Raw genomic sequence first — 19,223 nt, forward strand, 5'->3', positions numbered from 1 at the left:
ATTTCACCTCCGGGTTAATTTCTGTTTCAGTTTCTTATAACGTCCGATGAGGCTCCAGTCGTACTCACGATCTCCTGCCCGGAGAACAAATCCACCTACAAGGCTTTTATCCTCTGTAAGGGTAAGTTCCACTTCTCTGGCAGAAAACTGGCTACGGAGAAACTCCTTCATCTTATTTTCCTGCTCTTCGGCAGGACGTGTTACATAAAGAAGCTCTGCCTTGAGAATTCCTTTCTGTTCCCGGCTGTAAGCATCATAAGCTTCAAGGATCTCTCCGATTCTGTCAATCTTCTGATACTTACACGTTACTTTAAGAAAACTCTTCATTTCCTGCGGAAAAATCCGCTCTATTACCTGTTCTTTTTCTTTGAGGGAAACAAGTGGATTTTCAAGCATTTTACCTATCTCAGGTGTATTCTTAAAAATCTTTCCTGTTTCGCAGATTGCCTCCCCCGGGACAGAAAGACCGTATAATGCTTTTGCATAATTAATGGACGTCTCTGTCATGAGGATCACCTGCTCCTTCTAAAAACTGGTCATATAGGGACATATCCTGTGCTTCGTCGTTCTTTTTTCCCATGATTCTGGATGCTGCATCCATTGCCAGCTCAGCCACTTTGCCTTCCATCGCTTTCATAGCAGCTTCCTGCTCAGTGCTGATGTCTCTTCTTGCTTTCTCAAGAATCTGGCCAGCCTGATCATTAGCTCTCTTCACGATGCTGTCTGCCTGTACTTTTGCCTCGTCCTTAGCCTGCTCTACAATACTGAAGGATTCCTCCTTCGCAGATTTCAGTGCATCCTCATACTGTCCTTTCAGCTGGTTTGCTTCAGTGGTTGTCTTCTCTGCTGAAGCAAACTGCTCATCGATCATGGCTTTTCTTTTCTCCATAACACCAATGATCGGGCCGAAAAGGAACTTCTTCATTAAAAGATAAAGAACGATCAGGTTTATAATAGTAAAGACAAGGTTGATATCAATTTTAATCACCTGGTCCACCTGCCTCTCTTAATCCTGAATTAGTATCTCGTCTTTACCTATTAGCCAAGCATGATGATGATCAGAAGACCGATTACGAAACCGTAAATAGCTGTTGCCTCTGCAAGAGCACATCCAAGAAGAAGTGCTTTACTGATCTTGCTCTCTGCCTCTGGCTGTCTTGCGATAGCTTCTACTGCTTTAGATGTTGCAAGACCGATACCAATACCTGCTCCAATACCTGTAAGAACTGCGATAGCTGCACCAATTGCGATTAACATAGTTTTTTCCTCCTGTAAAATACAATTTTTTTCATTTTTAGATCAAGCGGAGCTTCCGCTTCACTACTCAATTGCTTCCTTGATGAACAAGGATGTTAAAAATACAAATACATACGCCTGTATGAATCCATCGAAGAAATCAAAATACAGGCTGAATGGTATGGGAAGAATGGCCGGACAAACAAACTCCAGCAGCTTCATAACTACGAAGCTTCCCAGAACATTACCGAACAACCGCATGCAGAGAGATGTAGGCCTGATCGCTATTTCCAGAATGTTGATCGGAAGCATGATCGGAACCGGCTCCGCAAAGCTTTTCAGGAAACCCTTCAATCCCCTCTTATGAAAGCCTGCATACTCGATCAGAATAATGCTCATCAGCGCCAGCGCAATGGTAACATTCATGTCCTTCGTCGGTGGTGTAAAACCAAATACGCCTGCGATATTGGCTATTCCGATGTAGATTACGGTTGACATCAAATAAGGCACATACTGTTTGCCTTCTTCTCCAAGGATACCCATGAAGAAATCCTGAAGAAAACTTACCCCGGTTTCCAGAAGCAGCTGCTTCTTACCCGGATTTTCCACACTGAGATTCCGAACTAAGATCAGAGACAGAATCACAAGAACCGCCATGATGACCCATGTGACTACCACACATTCTGCAATTGGTATTCCACCAAACACCGGAATGGTAAAGGCTGTCTTACTGTTTAGCTCTTCTGCCAGTGTACTTGATAAATCTCCCGTTTTTCTCCCTCCTTTTCTCTTGGCGCTGATCGCATCTTTTTATAATTGGTATGACCACGCCTTGTAGTTGACTTTATTTTACTCCGCATTTCCAGAATGTCAATATTATTTTTGCCTGTTTTGTACAAAAAAGAATCTGTTTTTTATACAAAATACACAATTTATTTCAATTGACCTTAATCCGACTTTCTGCGTACAGATACCTCTCCATAAGAAAGCAGGGTTTCTGAACCATCCTGTTCTCTTACAAGAAGCCTTCCATCTGGTGCTATGGATTCTGCATAAGCTTCCCTCGTACACTGTCCGTCTGTGATCACGATCATGTTTCCAGGAATGATATTATTTTCTGTATATTCTCTGGAAAGTCCCGGAGTCTCCACTTCCATAAGAAGCTGATTGACGATCTCTGCCACAAGAATACTGCAGTTTATATGCTCTGCGTCCTTCCTGTTTTCAAATAATGCTCCAGCCGTTTCCTGTATATCTTCAGGAAACCCATCTTCCGGCATATACAGATTCAAACCAATTCCTACAACTGCAAACTCAATGTTCCCACTTTCAAAGTCTGTAACAGCCTCTGTCAGTATCCCACACACTTTCTTATTATGAAGATACAGATCATTGACCCATTTGATTCCAAGGTCGATCCCGCAGATTTTCTTCACTGCACGGCACACTGCAGTTGCCGCCGCTGTAGTGATCAGGAGTCCTTCCTTCAGAGTCCGGTCCGGTCTTAGAACGATACTCATATAAAGTCCTGCATTTTCAGGAGAATAAAAACTTCGGCCTCTTCGGCCTCTTCCGCTTTTCTGTCTGCGCGCCAGTATCAGTGCACCATGACCTGCTTCTCCTGAAAATGCAGCCTCCTTGGCTGCCCGGTTTGTAGAATCCAGTTCTCTGTATATTTTTACAGGGACATCCGGATGATCGAGGTAAAGCCGTATTCCTTCTTCCGATAAACGGCTGCCTCCTCGAAGCACATAGCCTTTGTTTGGTCCAGCTTCTATGGTATATCCCTCTTCACGAAGGGATTTCACAGCTTTCCAGATGGCTGCCCTTGTGCAGTTTAGTTCTGCTGCTGCCGCCTCTCCGGATATCAGTTCATTCTCGCGCTGCTCCAGAAGCTTCAGCATTCTTGCTTTTACAGTCATATCTTCACCGTCCGTAATCTGCCTGAAATGGCAAAATTTATTCCCTTCTAAGAGTCGAAAGCATTATAGCACTTAAACATCGCAATGTCTATTATCTTTTTCACATATGCTATCTATATTATTTTTATATTTCAGTTACAGTTATTATATAATTTTTCTCATTTTTGTCTGTTTTCATTTATTTTTTTTATATATTATTTCTGTTGAAAACCTGCAGACTCAGGAGTGAATTTTCCTGAATCTTTATTATATACAGATTTTCTTTATCATATATTTATCATTTGTAATTAGAAAGACTTTTCTCAAGAAATTCCCGGTACTTATCGCGAACCTCATCCGGTGACGCGATCACCGCATCCGGGCCAAGACTGGCTATCCAGCCAAAGAACTGGTCACTGATATTTACACGAACCAGTGTTTTGAAATGTTCAGGATCCTTCCTGTGTATCATAATATCTCTGCCAAACCGATCCAGCACCACCCCGACTAAGCGGTTATGTGCTTCCAGACATATGGTTTTCTCTTTTCCACCAAACATCCCGAAGGTCCTGGATGTCAGCTCCCCTATATTATAATTCTCAAAAAATTCTCTGCCGCATCGCACTTCCTTCTCTATACGGATCTGCTGGAGCTTATCTACCTGATACTGCTTAACCCTTCCACACTTCTCGTCATAAGTGATCAGATAATACTCCTCATTCTGCCATACAAGTCCCCAGGGACTGACCGAATATCGTTCCCCCTCATTCTCCGGATACAGCTTCTTCTCCACAGTCCATTCACAATATTGAAAAGAAATCTGCCTGTCTTCAGTTAATGCACGCTGGATCATATCAATACTGTAATACACATTCTCGTTTACAGTCCGGATGCTGTTCTCTGCAAATCCCTGTCGCCGCAGCTGTCTGGACTCATAAACACTGGCAAGGCTCTCCAGCTTCTTGATCAGCTGTCGGGATTTCCCATTGGTGATACATCTGGAGGACTGCACTGCATCCACCAGAAGTCTCAGCTCCGGAAGCTCAAATTCCCGGCTGGCAAGATAAAAACCGGCCGGGTGCTCCCGCCGGTTCAGGATATCCATTCCAAAATTCCGCAGGGTTTCAATATCATCATAGACAGTCTTACGCTCTGCACTGATTCCCAGACTATTTAGATAGGAGATCAGCTCCTTCACAGACATCGGATGCTCTTCGTCCGTCTGCTCCAGAAAAATGCGCATCAGATATAAAATTTTAATCTTCTGGTTAAAGACCCTTGGCATCCTCTCTCCCTCCGTTCTTCTACTTGTCTGTCAGTGATGCCACCACTGCAAAATATAATACCATGAATGACAATACAACGGCAACGATATCTGCTCCACGGAAATCAAAATTAAACAGCATTGCCCCGCCAAGCATGATCTCCATTGTAAGAAGTGCGCCCAGTACCATTGCCATTCCTGAGGAAAGCTTCTGTCTGCCGCAATGTCCGTTCTCAGCTTCCACATATCTTCCTTCCGCCAATACTGCCTTCCTGCTGCTCTCTGTATTCCACATAAGATCCATCCTCCCTGTCCTATGTTCGTCTCACGATTTATCGAACATATTTTCCAAACATATTTTCTGTATGTTTGCATTATAGCTCATTTTTAGTCCAATAAAACGGTATAAACATGGTTTTTCCGAACATTTGTTTATTTTATACAAAAATATGTTCGTCTTTAAGATCCACAAAAAAGAATGCTGCATCCGGCACTTCTGTTGCATCCGAAGTAAAATCATCTCCGGTTTCCTTTTCTGTGGTTATTGTTCACTCCGTTCTCAGTAACTACTTTTCGTGAACTGCCCAGGATATTCTGACCAAAGAAAAAAGCCTGCCATATATGACAGACCTTTCACACATTTTTATTCTTCTATGGATTTAACTTTAACACCGATAAATGAATATTTACATCATTCCCGCAAACACCGATGCGCCGACAACCGTAAGCAATCCGGCAACTGCAATGGCAAGGCTGCTCATGGCTCCTTCTACCGGGCCAAGCTCCATGGCTTTGGCAGTTCCGATGGCATGGGCAGATGTTCCAAGTCCAAGGCCCTTTGCGATCGGCTCCTCGATCTTTGCGACCTTGTAGACAACCTCTGCGATCATATTTCCCAGAACTCCTGTGATGATGATCACGGCAACGGTGATGGTCACGATACCGCCAAGCTCCTCGGAAACGCCCATTCCGATGGCAGTTGTGATAGACTTCGGAAGCATAGTGACATATTCCTGATGATCAAAGCCAAACAATTTCGCCATAAGCAGAACACTGCAAAGCCCGGCCAGCGTTCCGGAAAAGATTCCGGCAGCCACTGCCTTGAGATTTTTTTTCAGCAGATGGATCTGCTCATAAAGGGGCACTGCCAGACAGACCGTTGCCGGGGTCAGCAGATAGCTGATATATTTTCCACCTTCATTGTAATCATCATAATCAATATGGAAGAGCAAAAGAACACCGATAACACAGATGATGGAGATCAAAAGCGGATTAAAGATCGCCATTTTAAACTTTTTTTTCAGGATCAGACCGATCTCATAGGCGATCAGACTTATCATTGCTCCGAAAAATGCGGAGTTTTTTATGAATTCCATCATTTTTCAGTTCCTCTCTTTCCCATACGAATCACTCCCTGTGTTACTTTTCCTGTTACGACCATTACGATCACCGTGCTGATAAACGTCATGATGAGAACCGGTACACAGATCGGTTTCAGAGTGCTCCAGGCTGTGATCAGTCCCGCACCTGCCGGTACAAACATCACCGGCATGATCTCAACCAGAAAATCTGCCGCACCTTTGACCTGATCCAGCTTCAGAATACCTGTGAGCAAAGCCACCAGCATAATGATCAGTCCATAGACACTGGCCGGTACCGGAAGTGGAAGAAAGGTTTTCAGTAATTCTCCAATGACGGAAATCAACAGGATGATGCTAAACTGCTGCACATGCTTCATGTTGCATCCCTCCTGATTCATGTAAAGCGCATATTCACATTTTGCTTTACTGCATACTCATGAACGCAGCTACGTTCACATTCTGCGCTCAAACGATTTTTGCAAAAGTGGTAAGACCACTTTTGTTTTAAACGTTTTCTAATTATACGCTACAAATCCAAAATTACAAGGATTGTATCCAATAAAATACAAAAAATCCTTTTATGCATCAGCGTATTCCAGTAATCCCCAGAAACATATCCGCGCAAAAGGATCTTTAAACAAAATTTTTATCATTTTCCGGAATTCTCCGCCAAAATAATTTTTTCCACCTGATATTTTCCATCCTCTACAGTCATCACCGCCATGGTAACCTCCCCGCCAAAGCGGCTTCTTCCACAGCTTCCCGGATTCAGCCACAGTCTGTCATCGATCATCTTCTCGAAATATTTGTGAGTATGCCCGAAGATGACCACCTGGGTGTCCCCCAGCTCCCATGCAATGTCTTTTTTGTTATGGACCATAAAAAATTTCACGCCGCCAATGGTAAAGCTTAGACTGGTGCGGAGATTTTCCGCCCAGTCTTTATCATTATTTCCACGGACCACATAGAGATTCCCCATGGAACGCAGTACATCCAGGATCTCGTCTTTATTGACATCTCCGGCATGGAGGATATACTTACAGTCTTTTAAGATTTCCAGTACCTCAGGCCGCAGAAGGCCGTGAGTGTCTGATATGATGCCTATTTTTTCTTTCATGATCTCTATCCTGCTCCAATCCTTTATCATTATCGCCTTTTACCTTTTGCAGCTCACGCTATGACCGGCAATACTCTTCACAATACATAAATATTTAACAGCTGCTTCTTTTCACACTATTTCAGAAATTTTCTTAATTGGATCAAGCCGATATTCGCAATCCCGCAGAGGACTTACCTGATTCGCTTAAAACAATTCTATTTTTCCATATTCTCCGTCAGATCCCGGTTTCCGCACCACTTCTCCTGCACGGAGCCGCCGGATGCCTTCCGCCAGAACTTCTCCGCCGGCTTTTCGGATATCTTCCGGCGGAACCTCTCTCAATATGGTAAATTCCGCACCCAGTCTTTCAAGCAGCGCCTCGTACTGTCCCTGAACTTTTTTGCTTGCCGTGGAAAATCCCACACATGCGGAGATCACCTCCGGCAGCGGCATCAGGCTTTCATAAGGACGGCCGCTTTCCGGCATGGCCGCTGAACTCTTATCACGGTCAGATAACTGCAGGATCCGGTGATCCACACCCATGGTCAGCTTCTTTCCGCAGACCGGGCAGATACCGTTATACATCTCTGCTTCTTTCGGACTCAGGCATACACCGCATTTCCGGTGCCCGTCAAAATGATACTTTCCTTCTTCCGGAAAAAATTCAATCGTCCCTTCAAGACCTTTTCCGTTCTGCACTGCATCCCACAATCCCTGATAGGAAAGCTCTATATCCAGAAGATCCGCTTCCCTTCCAAGCTTGGACGGTGAATGTGCATCCGAATGAGACACCAGCTGATAGCCATCCAGTGCCGATATCTGCCAGTTCATTGACGGATCTGAAGAAAGTCCTGTCTCCAGTGCATGGATGTAAGGTGTCAGTTCTTCAAAACAATCTTCTATGGTGTCAAATCCGGACTTTGCCCCAAACAGGGAAAAATGTGGGGTCCAGATATGCGCGGGGATATAGATACCCTCCTCACTGACCTCCAGCATCATTTCCAGAAGATCATGACAGGGCAGCCCCAAAATAGGACGTCCGTCTGAATGGATATTTCCAATCTTTTCCAGCCTTGCGGCAAAAGCATCTGCCTCATCGAATCCCGGAAGCAGGATCAGGCTGTGCACCTTCCTGGTTTTTCCGCCTTTTTTATAGATGGAACTGATCTCACCGGACAATACAAACCTGGGTGCTTTTCCAGGATAGCGTGCCGCCTCCGGCAAAACATATTCATCTTTCAGCCGGAACAGTCCCTGTTCCGCAGGGATCAGCTTCGTCTTCAACTCCTGCCGCCAGATGGGATGTGTCATATCTCCGGTTCCAAGGAGTGTGATACCTTTTTTCCGCGCCCAGAGATCCAGCATCTCAGGCGTGCCATCTTTGCTGGTTGCCATGGAATATCTGGAATGTATGTGCAAGTCTGCGATCTGTTTCAAAATTTTTCCTCCTGTATTAAACCTATATTATTCACGGCATAGCCGTGAATAATATAGGTTACATTTACACAATTATTTCAATATGTGACATGTAGTATGCCTTTTTTACAGATCAGATATCTTTATAATAAGCCGGTGAGATCACGTCATACTCCCTACAGGAGCATCCGTTCTCATAGCTGTCACAGCAGTCACAGTTGGAACAATACATATGCGCGTCATTAATATAAAATAAACCGCCGTACTGCATGGAAGTGCGCTGATTCTTGGATTTCTTTTTGCTGTTGTCGTAGTAGGCTCCGTTGGGGATCATCATATTCTCCGGGGAGAAACTGCTGAAATCAAAGAAATGAGATTCCGTACCATGATGTGGTACCTTGATACACCAGTAATGCTCATGAAGCGGAATCCTGCCATCATAGTTTTCTGCGATCATCCTCATGTACTGTGGCTGTACATCTCCGGTAAACAGAAGGTTCAGCTCTCCGTCTCCGGTATTCTGAAATGCCAGACTGATCTTGTGACGGAACTGACGCAGAAAATGCCCCTGTTTTTCCGCACTTTCCAGAAGTGCCTGAAATTCTTCGGTTGCCTGTAATTCACGGAATTTCTTTTCCAGCTTTTCCGGTTTGAGGCGACGTGCTCTCTCTTTTTCGGCCTCTTCCGGAGTCTCTGCTGTATCCTCAGCTGCTGCGCCTGTACTTTCCATTATAAGCTCCAGCTTCTCCTGCGTATATCCTTCGTTTTCCCCACCAGGCTCTGTCTGTCCTGTCAAAGAGCGCTCGGATTCCTCTGTATCCTCTTCCACCAAAGATGCCTCAGACAGTGAAGCCGATTTCGGCTCTGCTTCCGGCGTCTCCTCTGTCATGGACAGAAACAGCTGACGTACCTCCTCCGCAATGTTCACAAGCTCGGTCATTGCGTTTTCATGATTCTCGATCAGGGAATTAAATACATCCTCCGTTTCCCGGCTGACTTCACTGAGATCCGGCCAGAGTGCCGTATATTTTCCCTCAAACTCTGAGCCTCTGGATAAAAGGTCGATCTTTACCCTTCTGGCGCAAAGAGCTTCTGCAAGGGCAAAAAGGCTGACACGTCTTCCCGGAAGGCTGGCCTTTTTTGTCACATCCGCAAGGAGCAGAAGCGCCAGTGTGTATTTCATTTCCGGACCGGAAAATACATCCGGAAGATAGATCTTTTCAAATTCGTAAGCATCTCTTCGGTAACGCATCATATAAAGCAATCCGGAAACATGGTCCGGATGAAAATGTGTCAGAAGCAGATTTTTTTTGCGGATAGTAGTAAGGTCTGAGATGATCACATCAAAGACCTCTCTCCGTGGCCGCCCTTCGATCTTGCTGTTGGCTGCCCCGAAATCCACAAGCAGGCTGCTTTTTCTGTCACGGATACAGAAACAGTCCCCGAACCCCACATTGTACATTCGTATTCTCATTTATTTTTCCTCTGGTTTCTTATTCAGCTGACCTTTGTTTCTGCAGCTGACTCTTCTTTTTTCTTCTGTTACTGTCTTCATTTCTCAGAACCAGATCTGCATATCATACCAGGTTGCTCCGCCATGACAGGAATCTGCCACACCCAGCTTCTTCAGTCCGTGGCTCTCATAGAATGGGATCATATGCTCCTTGCAGGTAAGGATCAGGGCTTTTTTTCCGCGCTCTTTCGCAAGCTCCTTGAAATATTCCACGAGCTCTCCGGCGATCCCCTGATGACGGTATTCCGGGATCACATTCAGTCCGAATACAGTCTGGATCTCCCCGTCCTTTCTGTGAAGAGTGATATCATGATAAAATTCATCCGGGAGTACTGGTTTATCTGTGGTTCCTCCGTTGATAAAGCCTACGATCTGCTCATCCTTTACTGCTACAACGAAATTCTCCGGGAATGCTCCCATACGCTTCACAACTTCCTCATGACTTGCTGCCTCCGCAGGTGGAAAACAGATTGCCTCGATCTCTGCCAGACGATCCGCCTCACCGGGATCTGACAGTCTGATCTGTAAATTTTCTGCCATTTTTTGTGGTCTCCTCTATATTTATTCCGTTTTCATCCGGTTTCGATTCTTTTTTAATTATATCGGGTGAGAGAAAATGCGTCAACGTATAACCTGCAAAAAAGCCCTCAGTATTCACACTACTGAGGGCTTCGCTCTTTTGTTTTTATCTGTTATTATTACAGTACCGACCGGATCAGCCGCTCCGTATACTCTGTCTTCGGATGCTCAATGATCTCTTCCGGTGTCCCTTCCTCTTCCACACGTCCGTCATGCATCACGATCACTCGGTCGCAGAACAGCTGGACAAGGGCCAGGTCATGGCAGATAAAAAGAAAGGACAGCTGGTTTTCTTTTTTTAACTTCTGAAGCAGTTCCATGATCTGTTTCTGCACAGTCACATCCAAGGCGCTGGTTGCTTCATCACAGATCAGCACTCTGGGTTCCACAGCCAGGGCTCTGGCAATAGCCGCTCTCTGGCACTGGCCTCCGCTGACCTGGTGGGGATATCGGTCTGCATATTCCCCGGTTAATCCGCAGGTGGTCAGAAGTTTTTCCACACGCTTCTTCGTTTCCGCCTTACTTATCCCCATATTCCGGAGACTTTCCCCGATTCCGTCCCCAAGAGTGCATCTGGGGTCAAAGGATTCTGCCGGTGTCTGAAAAACCATCTGCATTTCCCGGTAGATTTCCCGGAGATTTTTTCCCCTTGCATGTGTGATATTCTTTTCCATGAGAAAAATTTCTCCGGCTGTGGGTTCTGTCAGATGTGTGATCATCTTCGCCACAGTGCTTTTTCCTGAGCCGGATTCACCTACGATTCCTAATACTTCCCCCGTTTTCAGAGAAAAGCTTATGTCTTCTACAGCCGTGAAGGATTTTTTACCGGTGGTGAAGTTTTTTTTCAAATGATGCACTTCCAGAATGTTTTTGTTTTCTGTCATCATCTGCCTCCATTTCCGGTACCTGTACGTTTCAAACGAGGTACCGAACTCATGAGTTCTTTTGTATAAGGATCATCCGGAGCTGTCAGAACCTGAGCTGTTTTTCCGTATTCCCTCACCTTTCCGTTTTTCAGTACCAGAACCTTATCTGCCATTTTTTCCACCACGCTGATGTTGTGTGTGACAACGATCATGGCTGTTCCGTATTCCTTACGCATCAGCAGCATTTCCTCAACCACCTGCTTCTGTATGGTTACATCCAGAGCACTGGTAGGCTCATCTGCCAGAAGAAGCGACGGATTCTGCAGCATGGAAATACAGATTCCCACACGCTGATTCATACCGCCGGACAATTCAAATGGGTAGCTTTGCAAAACACGTTCCCCATCCTTGAGGCCGATCTTAGCCATCATCCTGACGGTGCGCTCTGCACACTCTTTACGGCTGATCCTTTCATGCTCCCGCATACTCTCATAGATCTGAGCGCCTACGGTGCGGATGGGACAAAGGGCTGCTCCTGAATCCTGAAAAACCATGGCGATCTCAGGGCCCAGAAGTCTGCGTAATTCTTTTTCCGGCATATCCACTATATTTTTTCCCTTGTACCAGATATCTCCTTCTGTCACCATGCCTTCATTTCCCAGAAGTCCCATGATTGCCTTGATAATGGTACTTTTTCCGCTTCCGGACTCGCCTACTACACCCAGAATCTCCCCCTTATTCAGTTCCAGATCCACATCATGTACAACCGGCTCTCCGTTGTAGCAGATCGTCACATGCTCAAGCTTCAACAATGATTCCATCTTATTTCACTTCCAGATCTGCTGTGATCTCGTAATAATCACATGGATGGGCAGTCAGCCCTGATACATTTGACTTTGACACAAGTCCCATATTCAGATGAGAAACAAAGAAATACGCATCATCATCCAGAATGGTCTGCTGTGCGTCCACAGCAAGCTTGCTTCTCTCATCTGTATCAAAGGTCTCATGCAGCTTCGCCACGATATCATCAAGATCCGAATTGCTGTATTTGCCATAATTTTTGGCAGCATCAGATACAACTGTACTTGTGAAGAAATATTCCGGATCGCCGGTAGGTGCAGTTGTAAGCGAACTTACATATACATCAAATTCTCCGTTCTTCGCATATGTCGCATGGTCTGCTGTATTGTTAACATTGACCTCAATTCCAATGTCCTTTAAAGTGGACTGTGCATATTCTGCAAGCTTAGGCTGTTCCAGACGAGTGGGATAGGTCAGCCATGTGATGGACAGCTTCTTTCCGTCCTTATCTGCATAGCCATCTCCATCCGTATCTGTCCATCCGGATTCTTCCAGAAGCTTTTTCGCCTCTTCCGGATCATAGGACGGTGCTTTCACCGCATCGTTTCCATAGGAAAAGCTGCTCGGGAAAGCTCCCACTGCCGGAACACCTCGTCCCTCCATGATCACACTGCAGAAGCCGTCCTTATCAATTCCCATCTCAATGGCTTTTCTCACATTCTGATCCTGCATCAGTTCAGATTTCATATTAAACTGTCCGAAGAAACAGCGGCTTGTTGCTACAGAACTGATCTGATAGTCCGGATTTCCGTCAAAAAGTGCATAGTTATCATACTGAAGTCCATAGGTTCCCTGTATATCACCTGTCTGCAATGCTGCTGTCAGGGCACTTCCATCTGAGAAGGATTTTACGATAACGTTGTCTGCCTTTACATCTCCGCCCCAGTAATCCTCATTTTTTACCAGCTTGATCTCTGTTGGGGATACCTCTGTTGCAACATAGGGGCCTGTTCCTGCCACATTTGCAGAGCCACCCTCTCCCTGTACGCCATAATCCATATCAATGATGGCACCATACGGATCACCGAGATAATTGATCAGTGCCGGACATGGTTCGGAAGTATGGATCGTTACTGTCATTCCATCTGCTTCGATCTTATCGATCTTCATATCGTAAGGTGCACGGTCATGGTTTGCGATCAGATCTTCCAGACATTCCTTTACCGCTTCTCCGTCCATGGTTCTTCCGCTGGAAAATTTCACACCGTCACGAAGGGTGATCTTTACTGTATTATCGTCTGTAAATTCATAGTCTGTAGCAAGCCATGGCTCTATCTCCATGTTGTCATTGTACTTAAACAATGTTTCTCCTACGCCATAACGCAGACAGCTCCATCCGGAATAATTGTCGTGAGGGTTTAATCCTGCATCTCCCATTTCTTCACTGTATCCGGTAGTTCCGTAAACAAAGGTAGTTCCTTCACTCTTTTCTTTGCTTTTTGCTGCTGCCGGAACTCCTGTCATGCTCATGACCATTGCCGCTGCAAGCACTGCTGCCAGAATCTTTTTCTTCATAATCTCCGCTCTCACTTTCTCTGTTATGTTTATTTATAAGTGCCTGTTATCCTCTTCTCCTGTTTCGTTCCTTCGGATCCATATAATCCCGGATCGTATCTCCCAGAAGATTAAAGATCATTACTGTAATAAAAATCGCCATTCCCGGCGCAAGTACCATCCACGGTGAAATCTGCAGCATACTTCTTCCATCGTTGATCATACTTCCCCATTCTGCCATTGGAGGCTTTACCCCAAGCCCGAGAAAGGAAAGTCCTGCCAGCTCCATCATCATGGTTCCGATATCAAGAACTGACGTAACAAGGATGGGGCCTGCGATATTGGGAAGGATATGTTTGAGCAGAAGCTTTCCTGTACTGCTTCCGGAAAGCTTCGCCGCCATAAGATATGCGGAGTCCTTCTGAGTCAGAGTAAGCCCTCTGGCAAGTCTCGCAAACTTCGGCCAGCTGATCACTGCCAGGGCAATGATCGCATTCTGGATACCGCCTCCCAGAACACCTGCTACTGCCAGGGCAAATACCAGTCCCGGAAAAGCCAGGAACAGATCGGAGATACGCATCAGAACAGTATCGGCTTTGCCGCCCTTCCAGCCACAGAAAATACCAATAGCCGTTCCCACCACAGTGATCACCGCAACCAAGAGCAGCGTTGCATAAATACTGGTCGTACTTCCTATGATCACACGGGAAAGCATATCTCTTCCATAACGGTCTGTCCCGAGCAGATGCTCCGGTCCCGGCGGTTTCTGGGCAAGTGCCAGATCCTGGGCATAAGGATCATAAGGGCAGAGATATTTTGCAAATGCCGCTACAAACAGAAGCAATGCTGTAAGCACAAGAAAAAAGACAAGCTTTGCTTTTGTATGATTTTTCCGGATTTTCTGCTTCCGGACTGTGATATTATTTTTTCCACTCATGCTCTGTCACCTCCAAGTCGTACTCTCGGATCCAGATAGTGGTAAATAATATCTGTCACCAGATTTACCAGAACATAAATGACCGCCATCCATGCCACATAGGCCTGGATGATCGGATAGTCACGCATGGTGATCGCATCTACCGCCAGTTTTCCGACACCATCCCACATAAAGATATTTTCCACAATGGCAGTTCCTCCCAGAAGATTACCGATGGACAGCGCCAGCAGTGTGATGATCGTCAGCATGGAAGCCTTCATTACACTCTTCCAGATGATCACACGACTGCGGATCCCTCTTGCCCGGGCTCCGGTCACATAATCCTTATTCAGTTCTTCCAGAACCGTGGCACGCACCTGTCTGGTATATTTTGCAGCCATGGAGATCGCCAGTGTCAGCGTCGGCAGAATAATACTCTGTCCGAGATCTGCATTTGTGACTACCGGCAAAACGCCCAGCCTGATGGACAGAAAATACATCAGCACCATGGCAGCAAAAAAATTCGGCATGGAATTGCCGATAAAGCTTAAAAGTCTTATCAGATAATCTACCCATTTGTTGTGCTTTACTGCTGACAGGATTCCCAACGGGATCGCAAGAACAATTGTAAGAAGGATCGATGACAGAGTCAGCATCATCGTTGCCGGAAGCTTTGAAATAAAGGTTTCATAGACATCTCTGTGAGACACATAGCTCTCTCCCATATCTCCGGTTACCATTCCCGCAAACCAGGTAGCATATTGTACAAGGAATGGTTTATCAAGGCCATATTCCGCCTTTGCATTGTCAATGACCTCCTGGGATACTGCAGAGCCTGCATTTTCATACATATAGGTTACTGCATCTCCGCCGGCAAGCCGCATCATGGCAAAAGAAAGAAATGTGATCCCGATCAGGACCGGGATCAGCTGCAGCAACCGTTTTATTATATATTTTCTCATATTTTCCTCTCCGCACTTTGTTTCTCAGTATTTCGAATAACAAAAGTTTAACAACACGGCTGTTCTGCCACAACCCCGGCGGGGGGATTTTTCACATTCCATTTTGTCATACATATGTATTCCATTATGCTCTTATATTCTCACACAGTGACATGCGGATAATTCTTTCCAGCCCTCTCCAAGCGACTGTAGCTCTTCATACTCGATCAGCCTTCGTTTTCTCTCTTCCAGCGGATCCGGGATATGGATCGCAGAAAGCAGGGACTGTGTATAAGGATGCTGCGGATTCTCAAAAAGCTCTTTTGTAGGTGCCATTTCTACCAGCTTTCCGTTTTTCATCACACCTGTTGTATCGCTTAAAAAACGTACCATTGACAGATCATGGGCAATAAAAAGAAAAGAAAATCTTTTTTCCTGCTGAAGCTTTTTAAAAAGCATGACGATCTGTGCCTGGATAGAAATATCCAACGATGCGATCGGTTCATCCGCAATGATAAGACGTGGTTCCATGAGAAGGCTTCTTCCTATGGCAACTCTCTGTCTCTGTCCGCCGGAAAGCTCTCCCGGCTTTTTCGACAGAATGCTTTCATCCAGTCCTGTCTCCTTCAGGATTTCCCGAAGCCTGTTTTCCAGCATTTCTCTGTCACGGATCCTGCGGCTGATCTTTACAGGCTCCAGCATGATCTGCCGTATGCTCATTCGGGGATTCAGTGCAGCGCCCGAATCCTGAAAGATCATCTGGATCTCAGTCTGCATTTTCTTCCGCATTCCGAAAGGATCCTTTTTATCCGGCACTCTTTCTCCCTGATAAAAGATCTCCCCGCCTGTAGGCCGGTAGATTCCTGCAAGCGTTCTGGCTGTCGTGGATTTCCCGCAGCCGGTCTCACCCACCAGCGCCATGATCTCACCTTCCCGGATACTGAAGGAAACATCATCCACTGCATGGATCGTATAATCGGAACGGATACGGAAATGCTGCTTCAGATTTCTGGCTTCGATCAGTACAGGCGCCTGTTTCTGTTCTGTTTTCTGTAAAAATGACGCTTTCTTTTTATCCATTTTCTGTTTACGACCGCTGTTTTCCTGTAATCTGTCCTTCAAAATGGAGGGCATTTCTATTTTCGGAGCTCTTTCATCCAGAAGCCATGTGGCTGCATAATGCGTATCACTGACTTTAAACATCGGAGGAGTCTGTTCATAATCGATTGCCAGCGCCTGGGGATTTCGAACGGCAAACGCATCTCCCGGCGGAGGATCCAAAAGAGAGGGCGGCATTCCGGGGATCGGATTCAGCTCCCCTTTTTCACCTGCAAATACAGGCAGAGAAGACAAAAGTCCCCAGGTATAAGGATGCCGGGGATCATAATAAACCTCTTCCGCTGTCCCGATCTCAATGATCTTTCCTGCATACATAACTGCAACTCTGTCTGCGATCCTTGCAACAGCTCCAAGATCATGAGATATGAACACAATACTGATCCCTGTTTTTTCTCTCAGCTCAAGAAGCAGATCCAGAATCTTTGCTTCCACGGTTGCATCCAGTGCTGTAGTCGCCTCATCGGCAAATAATATTTCCGGATCACAGGCCAGTGCAATAGCCAGCACACAACGCTGACGCATTCCTCCGGAAAAAAAATGAGGTTGCAGGCCATAGCGCTGTTCTGCATCCGGAATCCCTACCAGCTTCAGCATTTCCACAGCTCTTTTTTTCGCCTCATCCCCGGATACTTTCTGATTTTTGATAATAGCCTCTGTGATCTGTTTGCCAACAGGAATCGTCGGATTCAGCGTCAGCATAGGGTCCTGGAACACCATGCTTACCTTGCTTCCGCACAGCTTTTCCATTTTTTTTCTTTTATAGGCTGTGATATTCTCTCCGCAGAGACTGATCTCTCCGCTTTTTACATGTGCATTCGGTGGCAGAAGCTTCATCACACTACGGCACATAACGGTTTTTCCACATCCGGACTCACCTACGATACAAAGTATCTCTCCTTTTTTTACCGTGAGATCAACATTCCGGACGGCCTGTACCTCGCCGTCCGGTGTGTCAAAGCTTACCGAATAGTTTTTTAATTCCAAAACGGTTTCCTGCATGATCTTTTCCTTATTTTGTAATGGTCCAGTCTTCAATATTCCACATAACACCTACGGAATGATGTCCCAGAACACGTGTGGTATCCAGTCCGTCAAGTCCGGAAACGCCTACATAATCTCCCTGAAGATAAGCAACCAGAAGGATTCCAGGTGCCTCGGCGTATGCCTTTTCGAATTCACTGTAAGCCTCTTTTCTGGCTTCCTCAGTCTCACCGTGACGGCCTTCCTCAAGATATTTGTCCACATCTGCCTTGGAATAATGCATGTTATTTCCACTTGCGTCGGTTACAAAGTTTACATATGCCATATCCGGGTCAAACTGTGTTGAATAACCTGCAAGGAATCCATTGTATCCTGCATCCCAGTCAAATTTGGTAACAAGCTTTACTTCCATTTCCACGCCAGCCTGCTTCAGCATATCAGACATGACATTGGCAATATCCACACGCTCTTCTTCGTAATCACGTACCTGGATGGTAAAGTGGAATTTCTGTCCGTTTCTCTCATAGATCCCATCATCGCCTTTTTTCCATCCCAGCTCTTCCATCTTCTTTGCAAAGGTATCCAGATCATAGGAGTAGATATTAGCTTCCTTATCTGTTCCGAGAGGATTTCTCTGGATCGGGCTGTATGCCGCCTCTCCCTGTCCTGCAAGAACACCTGCAATAATGGAATCCTTATCCAGCGCATAATTCAGAACGCCGATGGAATCTCCGTTTTCCTTCCAGAAATCTGTGCTCATATCCATGGCAGCTCCACGGTAATCTGCTGTGGTGAACTCCCAGTAATTATATCCGTCCTTATCCTTGAACTGAGAAGCATAGTTGGAATTCAGCCATGCAAGATCCGCCTCGCCGGACTGGAGCATGGTTGCCTTTGTAGTCTCATCCGATACTGTACGGTATACAACGGTTTCAATATTCGGAACCTTTCCGTAATAATCTTCATTTCGTTTCAGTGTGATCATTCCGCCGGTAGCATCCCAGTCTTCAAATTTATAACGACCTGTTCCCACCGGATTCTGATTAAAGGATGTAGTATTCACATCCTCTCCTTCCAGAAGATGCTCAGGAAGGATTCCCATGGTAAAGTAATCCAGCATGGCAGCATCATACTGATCCAGTGTAAAGATCACAGTCTGATCATCCGGTGCCTCAATACTTGTAATGTCCTGGTAATTGCTGGTGATACTGGCTCCCAGAGTTTCATCCTCTGTAAGCTCCTTATAGGTGTATACAACATCCTCTGCATTGAAATCTTCTCCATCATGCCACTTAACACCATCTCGAAGCTTAAAAGTATAGGTATTGGTATCCTTGTCAAAGGTATAGCTCTCTGCAAGATCCTCTACCGGCTTTCCATTGGCATCATATTTCATCAGTCCTGAAAAAATAAGATCCGGAAGCTCATCATGGTTATTCAGAAGGGGATTGATCGTACTTTCTGACTCACCTGCATATACCAGAGTTTTGTTTTCTTCTGCCGCAGCTACGGTTACCACACTGCCTGCAGTTGCTCCTGTACATGCTGCGGTCACTGCTGCCAGTGTTATCGCCGCATATTTTCTGCCATAGTTGATTCCTGTTCTCTTTTTCATTCTGTTTTCCTCATCTTTCTTTATTTTCAAACCGGTTATCCACACTTCGGAATGTTTT

Annotated in this window: 19 protein-coding genes and 1 pseudogene; all 20 read right to left on the minus strand. The window is 45.6% G+C overall.

Going from position 1 to position 19,223, the window contains the following annotated elements; genetic code table 11:
* Positions 1-3 precede the first annotated feature (3 nt).
* The 20 genes and pseudogenes from atpH to DWX61_RS14675 all read right to left on the minus strand — a co-directional run bounded on the left by atpH (position 4) and on the right by DWX61_RS14675 (position 19,165).
* Positions 4-507 (minus strand): ATP synthase F1 subunit delta, encoded by a 504-nt coding sequence (gene atpH, locus DWX61_RS14580; protein WP_118368482.1) that lies wholly within the window; start codon positions 505-507, stop codon positions 4-6.
* Positions 488-988, minus strand: coding sequence for a F0F1 ATP synthase subunit B (atpF, locus tag DWX61_RS14585; protein WP_022427145.1), 501 nt, complete (start codon positions 986-988; stop codon positions 488-490). The genes atpH and atpF overlap by 20 nt, the downstream gene beginning before the upstream one ends.
* A gap of 50 nt (positions 989-1,038) precedes the next feature.
* The gene (gene atpE / locus DWX61_RS14590; RefSeq protein WP_021652814.1) at positions 1,039-1,257 is read right to left on the minus strand and encodes an ATP synthase F0 subunit C; all 219 of its coding nucleotides are present in this window, start codon (positions 1,255-1,257) and stop codon (positions 1,039-1,041) included.
* A gap of 63 nt (positions 1,258-1,320) precedes the next feature.
* Positions 1,321-2,037, minus strand: a complete 717-nt coding sequence (locus DWX61_RS14595) for a F0F1 ATP synthase subunit A (protein ID WP_173754044.1) — start codon at positions 2,035-2,037, stop codon at positions 1,321-1,323.
* A gap of 146 nt (positions 2,038-2,183) precedes the next feature.
* Positions 2,184-3,158, minus strand: coding sequence for a biotin--[acetyl-CoA-carboxylase] ligase (locus DWX61_RS14600; RefSeq protein WP_118368484.1), 975 nt, complete (start codon positions 3,156-3,158; stop codon positions 2,184-2,186).
* A gap of 277 nt (positions 3,159-3,435) precedes the next feature.
* Positions 3,436-4,422 carry a helix-turn-helix transcriptional regulator gene (locus DWX61_RS14605; RefSeq protein WP_118626030.1) on the minus strand — a complete coding sequence of 329 codons (987 nt, stop codon included), beginning with the start codon at positions 4,420-4,422 and terminating at the stop codon, positions 3,436-3,438.
* A 19-nt stretch (positions 4,423-4,441) separates the two neighbouring features.
* The gene (locus tag DWX61_RS14610; RefSeq protein ID WP_059086214.1) at positions 4,442-4,696 is read right to left on the minus strand and encodes a hypothetical protein; all 255 of its coding nucleotides are present in this window, start codon (positions 4,694-4,696) and stop codon (positions 4,442-4,444) included.
* A 391-nt stretch (positions 4,697-5,087) separates the two neighbouring features.
* Entirely contained in the window at positions 5,088-5,780 is a 693-nt protein-coding gene (locus DWX61_RS14615; RefSeq protein WP_118514072.1) for an LrgB family protein, read from the minus strand.
* A complete protein-coding gene (locus tag DWX61_RS14620) occupies positions 5,777-6,139 on the minus strand; it encodes a CidA/LrgA family protein (protein WP_015525571.1) in 363 nt (120 codons plus the stop codon). Before DWX61_RS14620 ends, DWX61_RS14615 begins: the two co-directional genes overlap by 4 nt.
* A 272-nt stretch (positions 6,140-6,411) precedes the next feature.
* A complete protein-coding gene (locus DWX61_RS14625) occupies positions 6,412-6,879 on the minus strand; it encodes a metallophosphoesterase family protein (RefSeq protein WP_118626032.1) in 468 nt (155 codons plus the stop codon).
* A 189-nt stretch (positions 6,880-7,068) separates the two neighbouring features.
* A pseudogene (locus tag DWX61_RS14630) lies at positions 7,069-8,256 on the minus strand (endonuclease Q family protein); the annotation flags it as partial.
* A gap of 154 nt (positions 8,257-8,410) precedes the next feature.
* Complete coding sequence (locus tag DWX61_RS14635) at positions 8,411-9,751, minus strand: MBL fold metallo-hydrolase (RefSeq protein ID WP_270427351.1); 1,341 nt, start codon at positions 9,749-9,751, stop codon at positions 8,411-8,413.
* A gap of 84 nt (positions 9,752-9,835) precedes the next feature.
* Complete coding sequence (locus DWX61_RS14640; protein WP_118607853.1) at positions 9,836-10,330, minus strand: GNAT family N-acetyltransferase; 495 nt, start codon at positions 10,328-10,330, stop codon at positions 9,836-9,838.
* Positions 10,331-10,488: 158 nt separating this feature from the next.
* Positions 10,489-11,253, minus strand: a complete 765-nt coding sequence (locus DWX61_RS14645) for an ABC transporter ATP-binding protein (protein ID WP_118626036.1) — start codon at positions 11,251-11,253, stop codon at positions 10,489-10,491.
* Complete coding sequence (locus tag DWX61_RS14650) at positions 11,253-12,056, minus strand: ABC transporter ATP-binding protein (protein WP_118626038.1); 804 nt, start codon at positions 12,054-12,056, stop codon at positions 11,253-11,255. The genes DWX61_RS14645 and DWX61_RS14650 overlap by 1 nt, the downstream gene beginning before the upstream one ends.
* A 1-nt stretch (position 12,057) precedes the next feature.
* On the minus strand, positions 12,058-13,614 hold the full coding sequence (locus DWX61_RS14655) for an ABC transporter substrate-binding protein (protein ID WP_118626040.1): 1,557 nt from the start codon (positions 13,612-13,614) through the stop codon (positions 12,058-12,060).
* 46 nt (positions 13,615-13,660) lie between these two features.
* Positions 13,661-14,530 (minus strand): nickel transporter permease, encoded by an 870-nt coding sequence (gene nikC / locus DWX61_RS14660; RefSeq protein WP_110102741.1) that lies wholly within the window; start codon positions 14,528-14,530, stop codon positions 13,661-13,663.
* Entirely contained in the window at positions 14,527-15,471 is a 945-nt protein-coding gene (gene nikB, locus DWX61_RS14665; protein ID WP_118626042.1) for a nickel ABC transporter permease, read from the minus strand. Before nikB ends, nikC begins: the two co-directional genes overlap by 4 nt.
* Before the next feature lie 132 nt (positions 15,472-15,603).
* Positions 15,604-17,568, minus strand: coding sequence for a dipeptide ABC transporter ATP-binding protein (locus tag DWX61_RS14670; protein ID WP_118626044.1), 1,965 nt, complete (start codon positions 17,566-17,568; stop codon positions 15,604-15,606).
* Positions 17,569-17,578: 10 nt separating this feature from the next.
* Positions 17,579-19,165 (minus strand): ABC transporter substrate-binding protein, encoded by a 1,587-nt coding sequence (locus DWX61_RS14675; protein ID WP_118626046.1) that lies wholly within the window; start codon positions 19,163-19,165, stop codon positions 17,579-17,581.
* Positions 19,166-19,223 lie beyond the last annotated feature (58 nt).

The sequence above is a fragment of the Ruminococcus sp. AF20-12LB genome (assembly GCF_003478985.1).
Lineage (GTDB): Bacteria > Bacillota > Clostridia > Lachnospirales > Lachnospiraceae > Blautia_A.